16 protein-coding genes and 1 pseudogene are annotated in these 16547 nt (G+C 47.0%); 1 reads left to right on the top strand and 16 read right to left on the bottom strand.

The window, feature by feature from the left end; all coding sequences use genetic code 11:
* Positions 1-84: 84 nt before the first annotated feature.
* From DWZ38_RS03040 to DWZ38_RS02985, 13 genes and pseudogenes are all read right to left on the bottom strand, one after another.
* Positions 85-1098, bottom strand: a complete 1014-nt coding sequence (locus DWZ38_RS03040; RefSeq protein ID WP_117849886.1) for a DUF3048 domain-containing protein — start codon at positions 1096-1098, stop codon at positions 85-87.
* A 31-nt stretch (positions 1099-1129) separates the two neighbouring features.
* Positions 1130-1324: pseudogene (locus tag DWZ38_RS23265) on the bottom strand (DUF6783 domain-containing protein).
* A gap of 35 nt (positions 1325-1359) precedes the next feature.
* Positions 1360-1857, bottom strand: a complete 498-nt coding sequence (gene ybeY / locus DWZ38_RS03035) for an rRNA maturation RNase YbeY (protein WP_021926996.1) — start codon at positions 1855-1857, stop codon at positions 1360-1362.
* Positions 1858-2047: 190 nt separating this feature from the next.
* Positions 2048-3070 (bottom strand): PhoH family protein, encoded by a 1023-nt coding sequence (locus tag DWZ38_RS03030; RefSeq protein ID WP_117849882.1) that lies wholly within the window; start codon positions 3068-3070, stop codon positions 2048-2050.
* 89 nt (positions 3071-3159) lie between these two features.
* Positions 3160-3822, bottom strand: a complete 663-nt coding sequence (locus tag DWZ38_RS03025; RefSeq protein ID WP_021926998.1) for a signal peptidase I — start codon at positions 3820-3822, stop codon at positions 3160-3162.
* A 3-nt stretch (positions 3823-3825) separates the two neighbouring features.
* Complete coding sequence (locus DWZ38_RS03020; protein WP_021926999.1) at positions 3826-5691, bottom strand: DUF2357 domain-containing protein; 1866 nt, start codon at positions 5689-5691, stop codon at positions 3826-3828.
* 76 nt (positions 5692-5767) lie between these two features.
* A complete protein-coding gene (locus tag DWZ38_RS03015; protein WP_117849880.1) occupies positions 5768-7474 on the bottom strand; it encodes a hypothetical protein in 1707 nt (568 codons plus the stop codon).
* 5 nt (positions 7475-7479) lie between these two features.
* Positions 7480-8247, bottom strand: coding sequence for a signal peptidase I (locus tag DWZ38_RS03010; RefSeq protein ID WP_021927001.1), 768 nt, complete (start codon positions 8245-8247; stop codon positions 7480-7482).
* A 71-nt stretch (positions 8248-8318) separates the two neighbouring features.
* Positions 8319-9101 carry a hypothetical protein gene (locus DWZ38_RS03005; protein WP_117849877.1) on the bottom strand — a complete coding sequence of 261 codons (783 nt, stop codon included), beginning with the start codon at positions 9099-9101 and terminating at the stop codon, positions 8319-8321.
* A 3-nt stretch (positions 9102-9104) separates the two neighbouring features.
* The gene (locus DWZ38_RS03000; RefSeq protein ID WP_117849875.1) at positions 9105-9965 is read right to left on the bottom strand and encodes a hypothetical protein; all 861 of its coding nucleotides are present in this window, start codon (positions 9963-9965) and stop codon (positions 9105-9107) included.
* Between the two features lie 40 nt (positions 9966-10005).
* The gene (locus DWZ38_RS02995) at positions 10006-10866 is read right to left on the bottom strand and encodes a hypothetical protein (protein WP_117849872.1); all 861 of its coding nucleotides are present in this window, start codon (positions 10864-10866) and stop codon (positions 10006-10008) included.
* Between the two features lie 32 nt (positions 10867-10898).
* Positions 10899-11849, bottom strand: coding sequence for a hypothetical protein (locus DWZ38_RS02990; RefSeq protein ID WP_117849869.1), 951 nt, complete (start codon positions 11847-11849; stop codon positions 10899-10901).
* Between the two features lie 553 nt (positions 11850-12402).
* Positions 12403-12816: a hypothetical protein gene (locus DWZ38_RS02985; RefSeq protein ID WP_178105257.1), complete on the bottom strand. Its 414-nt coding sequence runs from the start codon at positions 12814-12816 to the stop codon at positions 12403-12405.
* Between the two features lie 316 nt (positions 12817-13132).
* On the opposite strand from DWZ38_RS02985, the gene DWZ38_RS02980 reads away from it, so the two are divergent.
* Positions 13133-13867: a Fic family protein gene (locus tag DWZ38_RS02980; RefSeq protein ID WP_117849865.1), complete on the top strand. Its 735-nt coding sequence runs from the start codon at positions 13133-13135 to the stop codon at positions 13865-13867.
* Positions 13868-14126: 259 nt separating this feature from the next.
* On the opposite strand, the gene DWZ38_RS22065 is transcribed toward DWZ38_RS02980, so the two are convergent.
* From DWZ38_RS22065 to DWZ38_RS02970, 3 genes are all read right to left on the bottom strand, one after another.
* Positions 14127-14279 (bottom strand): hypothetical protein, encoded by a 153-nt coding sequence (locus DWZ38_RS22065; protein ID WP_178105256.1) that lies wholly within the window; start codon positions 14277-14279, stop codon positions 14127-14129.
* 389 nt (positions 14280-14668) lie between these two features.
* Positions 14669-15436 carry a hypothetical protein gene (locus tag DWZ38_RS02975; protein WP_117849862.1) on the bottom strand — a complete coding sequence of 256 codons (768 nt, stop codon included), beginning with the start codon at positions 15434-15436 and terminating at the stop codon, positions 14669-14671.
* Positions 15437-15466: 30 nt separating this feature from the next.
* The gene (locus DWZ38_RS02970) at positions 15467-16498 is read right to left on the bottom strand and encodes a hypothetical protein (RefSeq protein WP_147342964.1); all 1032 of its coding nucleotides are present in this window, start codon (positions 16496-16498) and stop codon (positions 15467-15469) included.
* Positions 16499-16547 lie beyond the last annotated feature (49 nt).

The raw sequence follows: 16547 nt of genomic DNA, 5'->3' as shown, positions 1-16547 counted from the left end.
CATAAACACACACTTGTCCCTGAAATCCCCCATTCTCTTATTTACTATTACTATAAAAATCCTGGTTGGCAGCCATGAATTCTGTCACTGCAAAGTCACAGATCCTACAGAATCATTGAGCACGATCTCTACCCAGGTCTTGCCGCGGTTCAGCTGGATCTCCTGGCCGTTGGAATCATAGTAATGGGTAGTACCCCACTGGGAATCCTTACTCCAGGTAATATCGATTGCCTTGCCTCTGGTAATGTATTTGCCGCTGCCGCCGGACTGGGTATCAATGTTCAGATAGCCATTGGCATCATAAGCCTGATAGCCGGAATACTGAAGAATAATGTTGTCACAGGTCAGCTGCTGTCCTGTCAGCTGGTCCACATGAGGTGCATTAAACTGGAAGCGGCTGTATTCCTTGGTCTCGGCATTGTATTCAAACCAGGGATGATTGTCCCAGAAGTTATCCAGCTTCACAAGGGTCGCCGGTGCTCCTTCATCCAAAGTAATCTCTGTTCCCTCCGGCGCAAACTGATAATGTCCGGTGTAGCCCTCCGGATACTGCTGGCTGTAGCCAAGGCTCTGGATTCCTGCCTGAAGGTGGGCTGCATCTGTGTAGGCATTGTGAGGTGCCACACGGTCTGTAGTCCGGTAATAGGCATTTCCAAGAGTCAGTCCGTTCAGATTATCGATCACATGCTGATCCAGATACTGAAGTGCATACACAGCCTGTCCATAATGTGCGTAAATGGCATCAAATTCATTGGCGTAGAAAATATAATAATCACGGCAGCTTCGCACAGAGCCGATTCTCTGCAGATTATCGTAATCCTCGATGACCGCCATAAGCCTGGTAATGCCGCCCTCCACAGGTGCTTCATAAATAACCCCGGCATTTCCGGTACCGCTCTGGGGTGCACCGTTGGTATCATTGCCCAGCATGACTGCAATGGGGCGTCTTCTTCCAACGCTCTCAGACACATCCTCTCCGGTCAGATAGCTTGTCACCTGCATTTCCAGATTGTCTTCTGCCTGTACGCTTACGGCTGAACCAGCCAATGTGCAGGAAATCAGCACGCCTGCAAGAAATTTCAGCATTTTCTTCTTCATGTCTTTTCCTCCTTACGCTGTCAACAAATCTTCATCCTAATACGGCGAATATTAAACAGCTGCTATATTGACTTGTCTTAATTTTTACCGTATTAGAGCCTGTTTGAAAAATCATTCCTGCAATCTGCACGCCCCACTTTGCGGTATATTTTGCCCGAATTCAGTTGCCGTAGCCCGCTACGGCGCCCTCATCCGGACAAAATCTCCCACAAATTGTGACGCACATCTTGCAGAAAGCCTTTTTCAAACACGCTCTAGCTATCAGCGGGTAATTCCAAGCTCATCCAGTGCCTTCGCCTGTCTTGCCTCCATATCCGCAGCTTCCTCGGGAGTCATATGGTCATATCCCAGAAGATGCAGCATACTGTGGGCAACCAGGAAGCAGAACTCACGCTTCACACTGTGTCCGTACTCTTCTGCCTGTGCAGCTGCCCGCTCTGCGGAAATCATAATATCCCCCAGAAGAAGCTCTCCGCTGTCCAGGTCAAAACAGGACTCATCGTCCTCTGCCACAGAATAATCTGCCGGAGTCTCAAAAGGCAGCATTGGGAAAGAAAGCACATCTGTGGCTCTCTCTATTCCCCTGAACTCTGTATTTACACGCTTGATCTCTTCATTGTCCGTAAGAACCAGATTCACCTGTGCATCCCATGGACATTTCTCCATGTCCAGCACCTTCTCGGCAACGATTTTCGCAAGAGCGGGGCAATCCAGGCCCAGGTCAAAATCTGTCTCACATTCATATTCTATTGTAACCAAAGCTTTCCCTCCTGGTGTAATGTACAACCTTTCAGTGATCCAAAGGGATACTCCAAACTAAGCGAACTGAATAGTTGTACTTATTTTATAATATTCCAATTCGTATCTGTAATGACAACTTTCCCTTTTCAGAGTTCCATCATCAGCCAAAAACCTTCGCCGTCAGCCTGGCAGCAAACTGGGGGCACACTTAAGATCTTCCACTCCTTCGAACTGCCCGCTTCTGCGTCTTCTCCGCAGCCTTCGCCTCTTCCTTCTCAAATGCCTTAACAATATCCTTCACAATCTTACAGCGGACAACGTCACGGTTGGTCAGAGAAATCGTGGCAATGTCATCCACATTTTTCAAAATAGACGCACATTTCTGCAGACCGGAGTCGGTCTCCTTGGAAAGGTCGATCTGGGTCACATCTCCGGTAAGAATCATTTTGGAGCCCACACCGATACGGGTCAGCGCCATTTTCAAAATAGGAAGCGTAGCATTCTGGCTCTCGTCGATGATGATCATACTGTTATTCAAAGTACGTCCTCGCATGTAGGCAAGAGGTGCCACCTCAATGATTCCCCTCTCCCGCAGCTTGGCCGCCTGATCCGGGCCAAACACATCATTCAAAGCATCATACAGCGGCTTCAGATAAGGGTCTACCTTCTCCTGCAGGTCTCCCGGAAGAAAGCCAAGCTTCTCTCCCGCTTCAATAGCAGGACGGCTGAGAATGATTCTCTCAATCTCATCATTTCGGAACATCTCCGCCGCATAGGCAACTGCCAGATAGGTTTTACCTGTACCAGCCGGTCCGATGCAGATGGTAACCGTATTGTTTTTCAATGCGTTAATGTAGTTCTTCTGGCCGATGGTCTTGGTGCGAATGGGAATGTTCTTGTAATTCAGAGTTACCGCATCCCCCAGTACCTTACGGGTACTGTCTGCAATATCCTCGTCCTGGTCATCCCCCTCGTCCGTCTCATCCAGAAAACGATGGATCATATCCACAGAAAGCTGCTGCTGTTTGCTTAAGGCTTCCTGCATGGCTTCAATAATATTCACGGCACTGCGGATCCGTCCGTCATTGGTGCCGCTTACGGTAATACTGGAATTTCTCTGGGTAATAGATACCCCAAGACGCTTCTCGATCACCTTGATCAGCTTGTCATTGATACCGAAAAGCTCCTGTAAAATGTCTAATGAGTCAATCTCTATATTCGCGGATTTCAAATGCTGCTCCTCCTTATTTCTGAATGTGCTTCAAAAAATATTCTGCCAAATATGGGTCACCATTTGCAGAAATGCTTTTTCGCCACACTTTATTCTGTCTCTTCTGGCTTCTGACTTTCCGCGTCAGATTCTTTTATACTATCCTGCTTCTCCAATTCTTTCTTCTTACGAAACTGCTCTACCGCTTCCCGGATGGCTGCCTCTTCCTCTTCCTTCGCAATCTTGCGGGCAAGGGAAATTGTCTGGAAAAAATTGCTCAGCAAAATCACAGCCAACGGTACCAGGATCACCGGGATAAAAATCAGCGGATTGGAAACCAGTCTGGAAATTTTTCCCAGGATCACAGATGACCAGATCACTTTTCCCACAAGGTATTCTGATTTCACATCATAGGGGTCTTCCACATTATTCCCGTCTCCCTTGGTGGTATAAACATACTGACCGCCATCTTTCTCGATCCTTACCACACGGTGAGTATTCACCGCCCCGTCCAGCATAGGATCAGAAGAATAAAAAGAAATCACATCTCCCTCCCTGATCTGGGAAGGATCGGTCTCCTGCACCAGGATCATGGTATCCACATCATAGGTAGGCACCATGCTTCCGGTAGTGATCCGAAGCAGAGTAAAACCGCCTATACTGGGCGGTTTTCCAGGCTTGGTCAGCAAGACCATGATCAGCACCACAATGGCTGCTGCTATGATCACTACTGATATAAAATTAACAATGCCGTATATTATTTTTTTCAACATGGATTAATTGTCATCCTCTTTGTTCTTACGGTCGCGGCGATCCTGGAGGGCGTTCACGATATAGTGGGACAAAGTATTGGCCTGGGCTTTGGCAATTGCTTTTTCCCTCTCCTTCTTCGCCTCTTCAAGCTGCTGCTTCACCTGCTCCAGGGATTCTGCGGACTGCTTCTTCACACGGTCCACATCCTTCTTGGCTTTCTTCTGTGCAGCTTCCACTTTCTTCTTCGCTTCTAACTGCGCTTCCTTCACCGCCTGATCTGCCTTCTTCTGGGCATCGGAAACATCGGTACGTGCCTTATTTCTGGCAGCTGCGATCATGCGGTCAGCTTCTGCCTTTGCAAGACGGGTACTCTCTTCCAGCTGGTCGGCGCGTTCTTTGGCCTGTGCCATCTGCTCTCTGGCAGATTCCATGGTCTGCTGTGCTTCCTGGCTGGCCTTCTGGGCAGCAGCTTTCTCTTCTTCAGCCTTGATGCGGGCTTCCTCACTCTGGCGGCTTGTCTCCTCTGCCTGCCAGCGGGCTTCCTCCGCCTTGCGGCCGTTCTCTTCTGCTTCCTTCAAAGCCTTGCAAGTCTCCTCATGGGCACTCTGGGCTGCCTTTAAGGTCTCCTCGCTGTCTTCTAACTGGATCTCAAGAGTAGTCCGCTGTGCTTCCAGCTGGGACTTCTGCTCTTCTAAGGCTTCCATCTGGTCCATCAAAGACTGCATCTGCCACTGAAGATCATTGAGGGAATCCTCCAGCTGGGATTTCTGCTCCTCGATTTCCTTGCAGCGGGCAGTCTCTTCCTCCAGCTTCGCCTCCGCGTCTAGCTGCGCCTGAGTCACTTCCTCAATGATCACCTTGCGCACTTCCACATCCGGAATATTGTAATCCTCTACAATCTCTTCCTTGATTTCCTTGATGAATTTGGGCTTCACGGGAGCAGGATGCTTGCTGGCGATCTCGGACATTTTCCGAGGATCAGATTCCAGAAGACTCTTAAATACGGTATAGTTGGTGATCAGGTTGGTGTACATCTGCAGCAGGTACTCTTCATCGAATTCCAGAGCGGAATCCCGCTCCTCGATGGTGTATCCCACCTCATCATAGCTTTCAATAAACTGCCAAAGCTTGTAGCAGGTACGGTAATCCGGATCCTTCATCATCAGGTTGGTACGCTGGATGGGGCTTCGCACCTTGGCACAGCCGTTCATAATGTCACAGAAAGAGCTGCTCCTTAAGGTTCTGGCCATTCTTCGCACACGGTCAATTCTTTTGAAGACGTCCATATTGTCGCTGTCATTTTCCACAAAGCTCTGACGGTTCTTGATGGTCATCTCTATTTTATAGGAAATTTCCTCATAAGCATCGTCAATCTTGCTCTCCATGCTCATGGTATTGCAGGTCTCATCCCCTGTAGACCAGAAGATGACATCCGTACGTTTATCAACGAATGAGAAAAGCCTCTGGATCAGATGATAAACAAAACGGTTCTCATACAGATCATAGCTCTCCTCTGTGGTCACATTAAGAATACGGGTTGGCTGAATCTCCCCGTTCTCATTGGACGCAATAAACTGGGTATTCTGACTTAAGTGGCGCACGCTGTCTGCCGTAATTTTCTTGGCAAGGGCAACGGGCACAACCTCCTCAGATGTGGCAATAAACCTTCTGGGCTTATCTACGATATTGAAAATGGACTCAATACCTTCCTCCACAACAGTCAGCCACTGCTCATCTACAACCTTATGCAAAATCCGGTTCTTCTGCTGCAGGGTATTGTCTCCTGCCTGAACCATCTCGAACAGATATTGGAAATACCTGTCATCCTCCAGCGTCTCCCCGACCTGGGTGGTATATTTGGCATATAAGTCGCCTATCGTATTTGCCATCTTCGTTCTCCTTAACTACTTCTTAATGCAACGGTTCAGCACCTTCGCAAAACAGCGGCTGCTGAACCGTTACTCTTTAATACAGATTCTGGATTCTTCTCAGGTAAGACTTGCTGTCCTCCATGCCTGCTTTTCCGAAGGTCTTCTCGATGTAATTGATCAGGCCTGTGATCTCATCTCTTACAAAGCTGACGTTCATACTTTCGAATTTCTTCAGAACCTTACGTGCCACAATGTAATCCATGGCGTCAAGCTCTGTACCGCCGCAGGCTACATAAACCGGAATGAAATCATACATCTGCTTCATAATACGGTTACCAAAGGAAAGCTTGAATCTGGTAACCAGATAGCTGTCAAGCTTCTGCATCTTATCCATAAGATCGTCGCTGATCGGGTGCTCCACCTTGGCTTTCTGGAACAGATATTCCAGATGCTCGGTGGTCACATAGCAGGCCGGCTGCGGGTCGCACTCAAAGGCATCGGCTCTTTCATTGAGCTCGATTGGCATAGCACGGTCGTAAACCTTATCGGTAATGGTAAAGGTAGAATCATCGTTGTTCGCAGTACCCACAAACCAGGTGGCATCGGAAACATGGATCTTACCGCCATCCATTTTCACAGGATCACCCTCCCATGCAGTAGGAACCAGATCCAGAACCCACTCATCCTTGCTCGGCATCTCAAGTACGGAAAGCATTTCTGCAAAATAGTACTCAATACGGGCAAGGTTCATCTCATCCAGCACGATCAGGGTCGGCTCTTCACGGTAGTTCGCTTCATACAGCGCTCTCAAGAACTCAGTCTCATTGAAGCGCTTGGAAAACTCATTGAAATATCCTAACAGCTCACTTCTGTCACGGTAAGAAGGCTGCACGGAAACAATGGTCGCCGGATTGTAAAGATAACGGCTGAAGGAATAAGGAAGACTAGTTTTACCAGTACCGGAAATACCTTCCAGGATCAGAAGCTTACTTGCTGCCATACCGGCAACAAATCTGCGGACGATCTCAGGTGTATAGTAAAGCTTCAGCTGGCTTGCTGCAAAAAGGCGGTAGCCCTCTGCAAACTCTTCCAGTGTGATATCGTTGTTGTACTCGGGAATCTGATAGTTGGCATACTTCTCGTCCACAAGGGTAAGCTTGGGGAAACGATGGCCGATATTCTTCTTCGCTTCAGAAATAACGGCGTTTACAACCGGGGCAGACGCCATTGCAGCTGCTGACGGCACGCCCGCAGCACCAGCCACTCCGCCTTCTGCGGCAGTAATCACAGCACCGGCAGCCACAGCTCCCGCACCTGCTGCAGTAGCAGCTGCTTCAGCCAGTCCCTTGCCGCTTGTAACCTCGCCAACAGTGGGAAGCACATCATCGGTCAGGGCAGACGCCCCAACGTAAGGAATCCGCTTGGTGCCGCCCATGGCATTGACCTTCAGCGCCAGAATGCTGTTCTTCTCTTCCATCAGAGAAAGGACCTGCTTGTTCAGACGTCCGATTTCTTTATATAATGCTGCATTGTCTGTCTTGTCTGCCTTCAGCTGATGACGCAGGATCATATGGCGCACCAGAATGATCACCAGCAGCACCGGAATGGCAAACAAAATGATCATCAGGATCACTGACAGGATCTTGGCAAACACTTCCAGTGTAGGAAAATATGTACGGAAAATCAGGAAATACTCTGCCCAGCCTGTAATAAACAGCTTCAGAAAAGCCACCAGCCAGGTCACAATGTTATAAACAACCTGAGACAAAAGCTCATAGGCAAATTTCAGGAATTCACTCACAGTCTTTATACCCTCCCATCCGGGTCATTCTTCTTCGCCTTCTCAAGCTCCTCCTGTGCCTTCGCACGAAGCGCCTCAGCTTCCTCACGCATACGTCTGGCCTCCTCAAGGGCTGCCTCCGCCTCGCTCTTAGCCTTCTGTGCCTGCTCCTGATCCTTCTGGTCAGCTTCTCTTGCTGCCATGCGGATCGCTTCCTCTTCCTTGGCAGCTTCAACCGCCATTGCACGCTTCAGGCTGATGCTGATCATGATCAGATGATAGATCTGGTATACGAAGAATAAAAGCATAGGAAGCACGATCACAACCAGGAATCCCATGCTGCTGGAAAGGAAATCCATTACCTTGCCAAGTCCGGTTACGTGTCCCACATATTTACCAACAATATCTCCGTCTGAAATTACATGAAGATCGGCGATGCCGTTGTTGTTATCACCGATGGTGGTGTAGCTTCTGGCATCTCCCACTGTCTCAATACTCTGGATACGGTGGGTATTCAGTGCATATTCATTATCAATAATTGTGTGGAAACAGATAATATCCCCTTCCTTCAAAGTGGAAGGATCACATGTATGGATAAAGATCAGATCCCCTGCGCTGAAGGTAGGAGCCATAGAATCAGACTGTACGGTAAGCGGTGTATAGCCGAAAAGATTGGCCACATTCTGGTTGTCCCTGGATGCCATGGTAGTGAATGCATAAAGAGCAGCTACCAGGATCACCACCCACAGAAGCACACTGATTACGATGGTTCCGATACGTTTTAATACTTTCATTTGTTTTCTCCCTCTTAACGAAAAATGTATGTTTTTATTTTATTACGAAGTCCTCTCAAGGTCAATACCAACTATTGCCCGGAGAACGTATTTCCATTTTCATCGGTACCTGTAAAACGCATTCTGATGGAATAATCCGCAGACTGCAGTTCGTCTGTGCAGGCCTCGTCTGTGCCTTCCATCCAGATATGTACCACAACCGCCTTGTCCTGCCCCTCTTTCAGGGAAAACATGGCGTTATTATCGGAAATGCGCATGGCAGAGGCACTTCCAATGCCAAAGGTGCGAAGCGTGCCGCTGTTCTGAAGGGAATCTCCCATGCCGGGATCATACACCCAGTTCTGGCCATCCGCGGTAAAGGAGATGCGCATAGCCTGGGGAAGCTGGCTGTTTCCCGAAGAAATCAGGGTTCCATCCTCTGCGCTACTGCTGCTGTTGGCACTTGTGAGATGGACGATCATGTCCTTTTCTGCCATAAAGTGCAGGGTAAATTCCAGATAAACGCCGCTTGCGGCATCTGCTGCACTGCCGTTCTCAAAGGTAAACGTGCTGCAGTCCGAGGTGGTTACAGGCTTCATAGGCGTTGTCTCCATGGAAAAGCCTTTTTCCTGAAGGATCCTTGCCGCAATGGACTCAAAGGACAGGGTTTTCACATACTGGCCAATGGTTCTGTGGGCATCCAGGTCCATTCGCAGATCCACATCCGACACAATGTCCAGGCTCATGGAACGAACCCTGGTGTTGTCTGCAATGGAAAACCATGCCACAGTTGCCGCCGTCACCGCAACCAGAGCCATCAGCACCAGAAGCACTGAGGTGTAGAAACGGCTTCGGATTACTTTATTCTTTTTCATCCGTTACACCTCCCCCTGGTTCAGTGCCCCGAAAAATGCAAGGTGGATGTCCGCCATATCCTGGCTGATTCCGTCGGAGCAGTCCGGGTCACAGCCCTCCAGGTAAAAATAAATATCCAGCGTGTAGATCTGGTTCAGATTCATGGTAAGAAGCGGTCGGGACGGAAGGCTGATGCTGTCGCTTGTAAAGGAAACGGTGTAGTCCGCGATCGGCTGGCTTGGATCCGTGGCAGCGCTTACAGTGCCGTTCTGGTACTGAAGCACCTGGTTGCTTCCAAGAGTCTGGCCGTTTATTACCGTGTTGTAAACCTGCTGGCTCTGGGAGCTCTCATCCTCTGTAAGCCGAAGGATCACGGCGGAAGAAGTGGCCCCGTCAAACACAAGGCCCAGCCTGGAGGCGGTAAGAAGCGCTCCGCTGGATGCCTCTCCAAGAAGCCCGTCGCTCTGATCCAGATAAAGATTCACAGTGGTTCCATCGGACCAGCCTGTGCCCTGTGCCCTGATATAAAGCCTTCCATGATAATAGTACTGCTCATTTTCCACCTGCAAAAAGGCGGATGCCATTCCATCTACTGTGGCAGGGGAATAAACAAAATCAGAGAGATTCACGGTGGAAACCGGCATCAGCTGGGTGGCTGTAGTCTGGTTCACCTGGGTGATGGCAGCGGTCTCCACGCTTTGGAAGCTGCTTCCTCCCTGGCTGCTTAGCTGAAGCTCCAGTGTCTCCTCTCCTGTCCTTGCTGTGGCCGTGCTTGTGGAAACCGCCCGGTTGGATGTAAACCATGCATAGGTGGCTGCCCCAAAGGCCAGAAGGGCAAATATGGTAGTAATGCCCAGGAACCAGGACCTGAAGACGTTTTTCATTATGCTTCTCCTTTCCGCTGCTTTTCAGCAGGCGATAATCCTACTGGTTTGCACTCACGTCCACGCCTGCAAAGGCAAGCTGGATCTGTGAATCTTTATTCTGTACCGGGTCGTAGCACTGCTCATCGCAGCCTTCCAGATACAGCCAATATTCAACGGAAGCCACCTCATCCTTTTCCAGGGTCAGTAAAGACTGGCTTCCTGCATTATATTCATTCTCATTGGTTCCCGCCTGCGCCATATAATCGGAAATGTTCAGGGAGGGATCATCCACGTAAGTGGGCTCTCCTGCTGAAGTCGCAGAGGAAACAACCGCGGAGCTTCTGGATATGGTGGTCCTGGACTGTGCACTGCCTGTGCTTCCAAGAGCATCCAGTTTGAAAATCAGATTCTGAGTTCCTGTGGAAGAGGTGATTTTCAGGCCAAGGCGCATCGCGGCAAGGGCCTGCGCATCGCTTCCAAGGTTCAGATTCTTGGGTTCAAAATATACGTCGCATGCAGCGTTCTGGCACTGCAGATATACGGTGCCGTGAATGGCATACTGATTTACCTCGGAGTCTGCACTTGCATAAAGCACCGTAATTCCCTCCTTGGTCTGGGTGGTGCCTTTGTAAAAATTCTGCAGATTGGCTGTAGAAATGGGCTTCAAAGAAGTTGGATTTCCATCCAGAACCAGTTCACAGCTTTTGTCAAAGGGGCCATTGGAGCTGTTGGAAATCAAAAGAACGGTATCTCCAGTTCCGATGGTTCCTGCCATAGGCGTTACATTGGTGGAGGAAAGCCCTGAAAGGGTAAACCATGCATAGGTAGACCCTGTGAAAACTACCAGAAGCAGCAGGATCCACAAAACGGACAGATGAAAGGATTTTTTTAAATTTTTGACGTCATGGTCATTGCTCACGGGCGTCACCTCCCTGAGGGATTTCATGGAACTCACTCATTATTAACTCCTGCAAAGGAAACTGCCAGGTTGCGCAGTGTCTGGCTGCATAAATTCGCGGTGCAGTCCTCATCGCAGCCTTCCAGCCAGATGTAGATCTCAATCTCTACCGGTGTTCCCACCGCCCCATCTCCTGCTCCGGTGATGGTACACAGCTTCAGGGAACTATCTTTCAATGTTACCGTTCCAGTGTTCTTGTTATACTCACAGTAGGCATCCGTCGTATACGGCGAAAACGCCACTGTGCTGCCGTCTGTCCTGGAACTGTCCAGCACATAGCCTTCACGGCCAGTGGCAGTGTTATAATCTGCCTGAGGATTCTTCTTATCACTGATTGCAAAAATATATTCCCCGTCCACAGACTGGTTCTGTCCTGCCTGATGGACCACCAGGCCTACGCGGATGGCTGACGAAATAGGATTGTTCTCGTCACTGTCCTCGAAGCCGATATCGGAAAGATAGATATCCGTGGAGGTGCCGTTGGTGCGAAGAAACAGGCTGGTGTGATAGTAATCGTTCTGCTCTCCGGAACCGAAAATGCTTGCCACAAGTCCGGACTGGCTGCTGCCTTCTGTAAATCCAAGCACTTTCTGGAAGCCGCCGCTGATCCGGTTGGTAGATACCGGAACCAGCTGTCCCGCAAAGCTGTCCAGAACTGCCGCAGAACCGTAAGTGCCGCTGTAGGAATTGCTGATCTGCAGATTCACACCGGCTCCTGCTGCCATACGCACATTGGTAGTGTGGCGGCTGGTATTATAGATATACCACGCATAAGTCGCCGATGCCACCGCCAGAAAAGTAAGGAGCAGAGCCACCATCGCAGCTGTAAACCGCCTCCGCAGCTGCCTGGGATTCTCCTGCTTCCCAACACCGCCCCCTGACGCCATCCCCTTATCCAGGGATGAAATTGTATCATTCGGGTTTAAATTGTTATCGTAATTCATATTTCGACCTTATTCTATTTTTTCGTGAATACACAGATTTTATTATAGCAGTTCCGGGGAGTATTTTCAATAAATTGGAAAAAGAAAATAGCGTAACAAAAGAAAGCCCCGGGCGGGTTCGCCCGCTGCCTTTTTCTTCCGCAGACGCTTAAATACCCTGTCAGCTTTCTTCTTTCCCATGTATATCGGCATTACGCGGTATGTATAGACCCCACAGTCCGAATAATCAACTCAATAAAAATGGAGCAGGCAATGACTGTCCTAATCACAATCCAATGTTATAATTTTCTACTTGTTTTGCAGCAAAGTAAGCTTTTCTCTCAGAACCAAAAGTTCCTTTTCTGCATTGTCAGCGCGCAATTCTTCCACTGCTTTTTCTACCGTTTCGTTTAAACTCAGCGTTTTCTTGTATGTTCTTACTTTTGACACGTACTGGGCAAGAAATATTTACCGAGGTCTGGTACCTTCATTTTAAAAAATATACGCAGATAACCACATTTCGGCATCTACGTATATTCTTTCACAGCATATCTTTATAGAATTTTCTTAACCTCTACAGCATTTTACTCTTCAACCGCTTAAGTTCTGCCTCCAATGCATTTGCACGAGCACACTCCCTTTCAGCCCGGGCATGTTCTCTCTCCGTATTTTTTCGCTCCTCTTCTCTTCCCTCAGCTCGCATCATATTATCTCTCTCAAACTGTTTCATATACTTTACTGACACCTGACCTTTTGTTCCTCTAGTGTATAGAAAAATCGTTTTCGCTCCATCATCGTATGGAACATCCGGTTCTTCTATACATCGGTTCTGAACCGTATACCAGATCCGATCCCGCCCAAAGGGATCGTAAGAGCAGATGAAAATTACAATCACGTTTTTCAGATTCTTCGGTTCTTCGCCCGATTTCAGACTGCGATCATCGATGATTGCATGATAGTAACGCACTCTCTTTGGAAGTACTCTCACTTTATTTGAGCCAGAATTCTGATCCGGCTCCACGTCATATTTTTATTCGACATGTGGGGATTAAGCAACAGAATTGTTAAGAACTTTCCCAGATGTGTAAACTTATTGTATCATTTCTTTTCTAATATGTCAATATTATTTCGATATTTTTGTTAATAAAAGAATGACATTTTTCTAGTTAGCAACCACCAGTTGAACTGGTGGTTGCTAACTTAGATATAAAAGTCTTTTTTATTTTTGCTTATTAATAAAACATATGGTATGATATTGTTAAAGCAAAAAGATAATCCGTTTTTATTGCGAGGTGACATGAAATATGGAATTAAACCGACTGCTACAAAAGAAAAACATATACAATCGAGGGAAAGCCAAAATTGATTCTGTAACACTGTCTTCCTATGAGAAAGATTTTGAGTTGACATATACCCATAATTCTACGGCCATAGAAGGAAACACGCTTACTTTAATGGAAACAAAGGTGGTTCTTGAAGACGGGATTTCCGTGGGAGGCAAGGCTCTAAGAGAAATTTATGAGGTGGTAAATCACAAGAAAGCCTACCGCTATATAAGAAGCTGTATAAATGATAGAAAAACTCTGGATGAGAGTATTGTAAAAGAGATACATGCTATATTAACAGAGAATATTATGATAGGTGGAATTTACAGAAATCAGGAGGTGAGAATCAGTGGGGCTGGACATACTCCGCCAGCTGGAAATGCAATGTATGTTCAGATCAAAAATTTCTATGCAGACCTTGAATGGAAAAAGAAAGTGTTAAATCCAATTGAATATGCCGCCTGGACACATACAGAATTTGTCCGAATTCATCCGTTTATTGACGGAAATGGCAGGACATCAAGGCTGCTTATGAATTACCAGCTGATGGCCAATGATTTTCTACCTATATCGATTGCCAAAGAAAACAGGCTGAATTATTATAGTGCGTTGGAAGAGTATGCTGTAAATGAGAATTTAGTTCCTTTTACAGATTTAATTGCCGATTTGGAAGAGAAGCAATTGGATTCTTATATAAGACTAATCAACCAGTAGGAGGAAGGGAGTTTTCCGGCATTTTCGGGTGTATCTAAAGAACTGCCAGAGAACTCTGCCCTCTACCAGCCTCATTTGATAGTTCTGGAACATATTTACTTACCCACAACTAAAAGAGCAAGCAAGAGAACACCTTGATCAAACACAGCAAGTTGTTCTCTTGCTTGAGAAATAGGTACTGTGGACTGGCACCAATGCTATTTGGTTCTATTTTATCCCCAACTCTTTCATCAACTGCTCTCGCCCAAGCTCAATTCCATCATCCATAATCATCAGTCCGAGTCTTGTCATTGTTACCGCCCATGAGCGGAGTCAGGGAAAGCTGTGCGAAATCTGATTCATCCCAGGGTTCTCTCGCTGCCTTTTTCTTCCGCAGACGCTTAAATACCCTGTCAGCTTTCTTCTTTCCCATGTATATCGGCATTACGCGGTATGTATAGATCCCACAGTCCGAATAATCAACTCAATAAAAATGGAGCAGGCAATGACTGCACTCGGAATTCCGGAGACGGAATGGGAGACGTATCGGAAGCTGAATAAAACCCATAATTAAAAGAAAGCAAGAGAACTTCCCGGTCAGATAGCGGGAAATTCTCTTGCTTTCTTTTTTATGGCAAACGCTTCATTGCGTTAATTTGCAAAAGCATTCCAACTTGAGCCTTTTTCACAATATGAAACAACTCTCTACAGGAACTCAAGCCAGTTTGCAAAAGAGTTCGATAAGTATTTCTTTTTACCGTGCAGAGAAGCAACTCCTCTACACGGTATTATTCATAAAAATTTTAGACTATTTAGAAATATTTACCGGGGTCTGGTACCTTCATTATATTCGGTAGCCACTTCATCCTTTTCCAAGATCATCAATGACTGGTTTCCCGCATTGTATTCATTTTCATTTGCTCCCGCCTGAGCCATATAATCTGAAATATTTACAGACGGATCGTCTGTATAAGATGGCTCCCCTGCGGAAGACACAGAAGAAACAACCGCCTGACTTCGTGCTATGGTTCTTTTGGTCTGCGCACTGCCGGTGGAGCCAAGAGCATCCAGTTTAAAAATCAGTTTCTGAGTTCCTTTTACGGTAGTGATTTTCAGTCCAAGTCGCATAGCTGCCAACGCCTGTCCATCACTTCCAAGATTCAGCTTTTCTTTGTCAAAATATACATTACAAGATGCATTCTGGCACTGCAGATACACGGTGCCATGAAATGCATCCTGATTTACCCGGGAATCCGCACTTGTATAAAGAACGGTAATCCCCTCTTTATTCTGGACAGTTCCTTTATAAAAGTGCTCCAGATCTGCTGTGGAAACAGGCTTCAGAGAAGACGGATTTCCAGAAAGGATCAGATCACAGCTTTTTTCAAAGGGACCGCTCTGACTGGAAGAAATAAGGAGAACTGTGTCTCCTGTACCAATGGTTCCAGCCATAGGTGTTACATTTGTGGAAGAAAGCCCTGTAAGAGAAAACCATGCATAAGTGGAACCTGTAAATACTGCAATAAGCAAAAGAATCCACAAAACAGATAAATGAAAGGATTTTTTTAAATTTTTAATATCATCGCTCACGGGCATCACCTTCCTGTTTTTTCTTTTGTACTATTGCTCTGTTACTCCTGCAAAAGAAACTGCAAGATTTCGTAATGTCTGGCTGCAAAGATTAAGTGTACAATCCTCATCACAGCCTTCCAGCCAGATATAGATTTCAATCTCCACCGGAGTTCCGGCGGTTCCATCTTCGGCTCCGGAAATGTTACACAGCTTCAGAGAATTATTTTTCAGCGTAACGGTTCCAGTACTCTGATCGTATTCACAGTAGGAAGCTGATGTATATGGGGAAAAGGATATTGTACTTCCATCCGTGCTGGAACTGTTAAGAACATATCCTTCCTCGCCTGTTGCGGTATTGTAATCCGCTTCCGGATTTTTCTTATCACTGATTTCAAAAATATATTCCCCAGCTACGGACTGATTCTGTCCTGGCTGATGAACCACCAGGCCAACACGGATTGCTGAAGAAATAGGATTCGCTTCATCACTGTCTTCATAGCCGATATTAGAAACATAAATATCGGTAGAAGAACCATTTGTCCGAAGGAATAAACTGGTATGATAATAATCTGTCTGCTCCCCCGATCCGAAAATACTGGCAACAAGACCAGACTGGCTATTGCCTTCCGTGAAGCCAAGCACCTTCTGAAAGCCGCCAGTGATCCGGTTCGTAGATACAGGTACCAGCTGTCCCGCGAAGCTGTCCAGAACTGCTGCGGAACCGTAAGTCCCATTATAAGCATTGCTAATCTGAAGATTCACACCTGCACCGGCAGCCATACGTACATTGGTAGTATGACGGCTGGTATTATAGATATACCAGGCATATGTAGCGGATGCTACTGCAAGAAAAGTCAAAAATAACGCGATAATAGCAGTCGCGAACCGCCGCTTAAGCTGACGAGACTTCTCGCGGGATACCCTGCTGACCATGATCGGCGTAATCTCGGCTGAAGATAAATTTGTATCTTTTGGGTTTCTATTGTTCTCGTAATTCATATCAGAAGCCGCTAGACGGAAATCCCCCTCCCTTAGAGCCTGTTTGAAAAAGGCTCTAGTGATTTCTACTTTATTTGACATATTTTACCTTTTCCGTAAATTCGTAGGTTTTATTATAACAGTTCCAGAG

This window comes from Ruminococcus sp. AF31-8BH, assembly GCF_003460605.1.
GTDB classification, from domain to species: Bacteria; Bacillota; Clostridia; order Lachnospirales; family Lachnospiraceae; genus Blautia_A; species Blautia_A acetigignens.
This window is presented reverse-complemented; position numbering and strand designations above follow the sequence as displayed.

What these genes read in the sequence shown, in the direction of transcription:
- DWZ38_RS03040 (WP_117849886.1), bottom strand. Translation starts at nt 1,098, where the DNA reads ATGAAGAAGAAAATGCTGAAATTTCTTGCAGGCGTGCTGATTTCCTGC.
- DWZ38_RS03025 (WP_021926998.1), bottom strand. Translation starts at nt 3,822, where the DNA reads ATGTTGAAAAAAATAATATACGGCATTGTTAATTTTATATCAGTAGTG.
- DWZ38_RS03020 (WP_021926999.1), bottom strand. Translation starts at nt 5,691, where the DNA reads ATGGCAAATACGATAGGCGACTTATATGCCAAATATACCACCCAGGTC.
- DWZ38_RS03010 (WP_021927001.1), bottom strand. Translation starts at nt 8,247, where the DNA reads ATGAAAGTATTAAAACGTATCGGAACCATCGTAATCAGTGTGCTTCTG.
- DWZ38_RS03005 (WP_117849877.1), bottom strand. Translation starts at nt 9,101, where the DNA reads ATGAAAAAGAATAAAGTAATCCGAAGCCGTTTCTACACCTCAGTGCTT.
- DWZ38_RS03000 (WP_117849875.1), bottom strand. Translation starts at nt 9,965, where the DNA reads ATGAAAAACGTCTTCAGGTCCTGGTTCCTGGGCATTACTACCATATTT.
- DWZ38_RS02990 (WP_117849869.1), bottom strand. Translation starts at nt 11,849, where the DNA reads ATGAATTACGATAACAATTTAAACCCGAATGATACAATTTCATCCCTG.
- DWZ38_RS02980 (WP_117849865.1), top strand. Translation starts at nt 13,133, where the DNA reads ATGGAATTAAACCGACTGCTACAAAAGAAAAACATATACAATCGAGGG.
- DWZ38_RS22065 (WP_178105256.1), bottom strand. Translation starts at nt 14,279, where the DNA reads ATGGGAAAGAAGAAAGCTGACAGGGTATTTAAGCGTCTGCGGAAGAAA.
- DWZ38_RS02970 (WP_147342964.1), bottom strand. Translation starts at nt 16,498, where the DNA reads ATGTCAAATAAAGTAGAAATCACTAGAGCCTTTTTCAAACAGGCTCTA.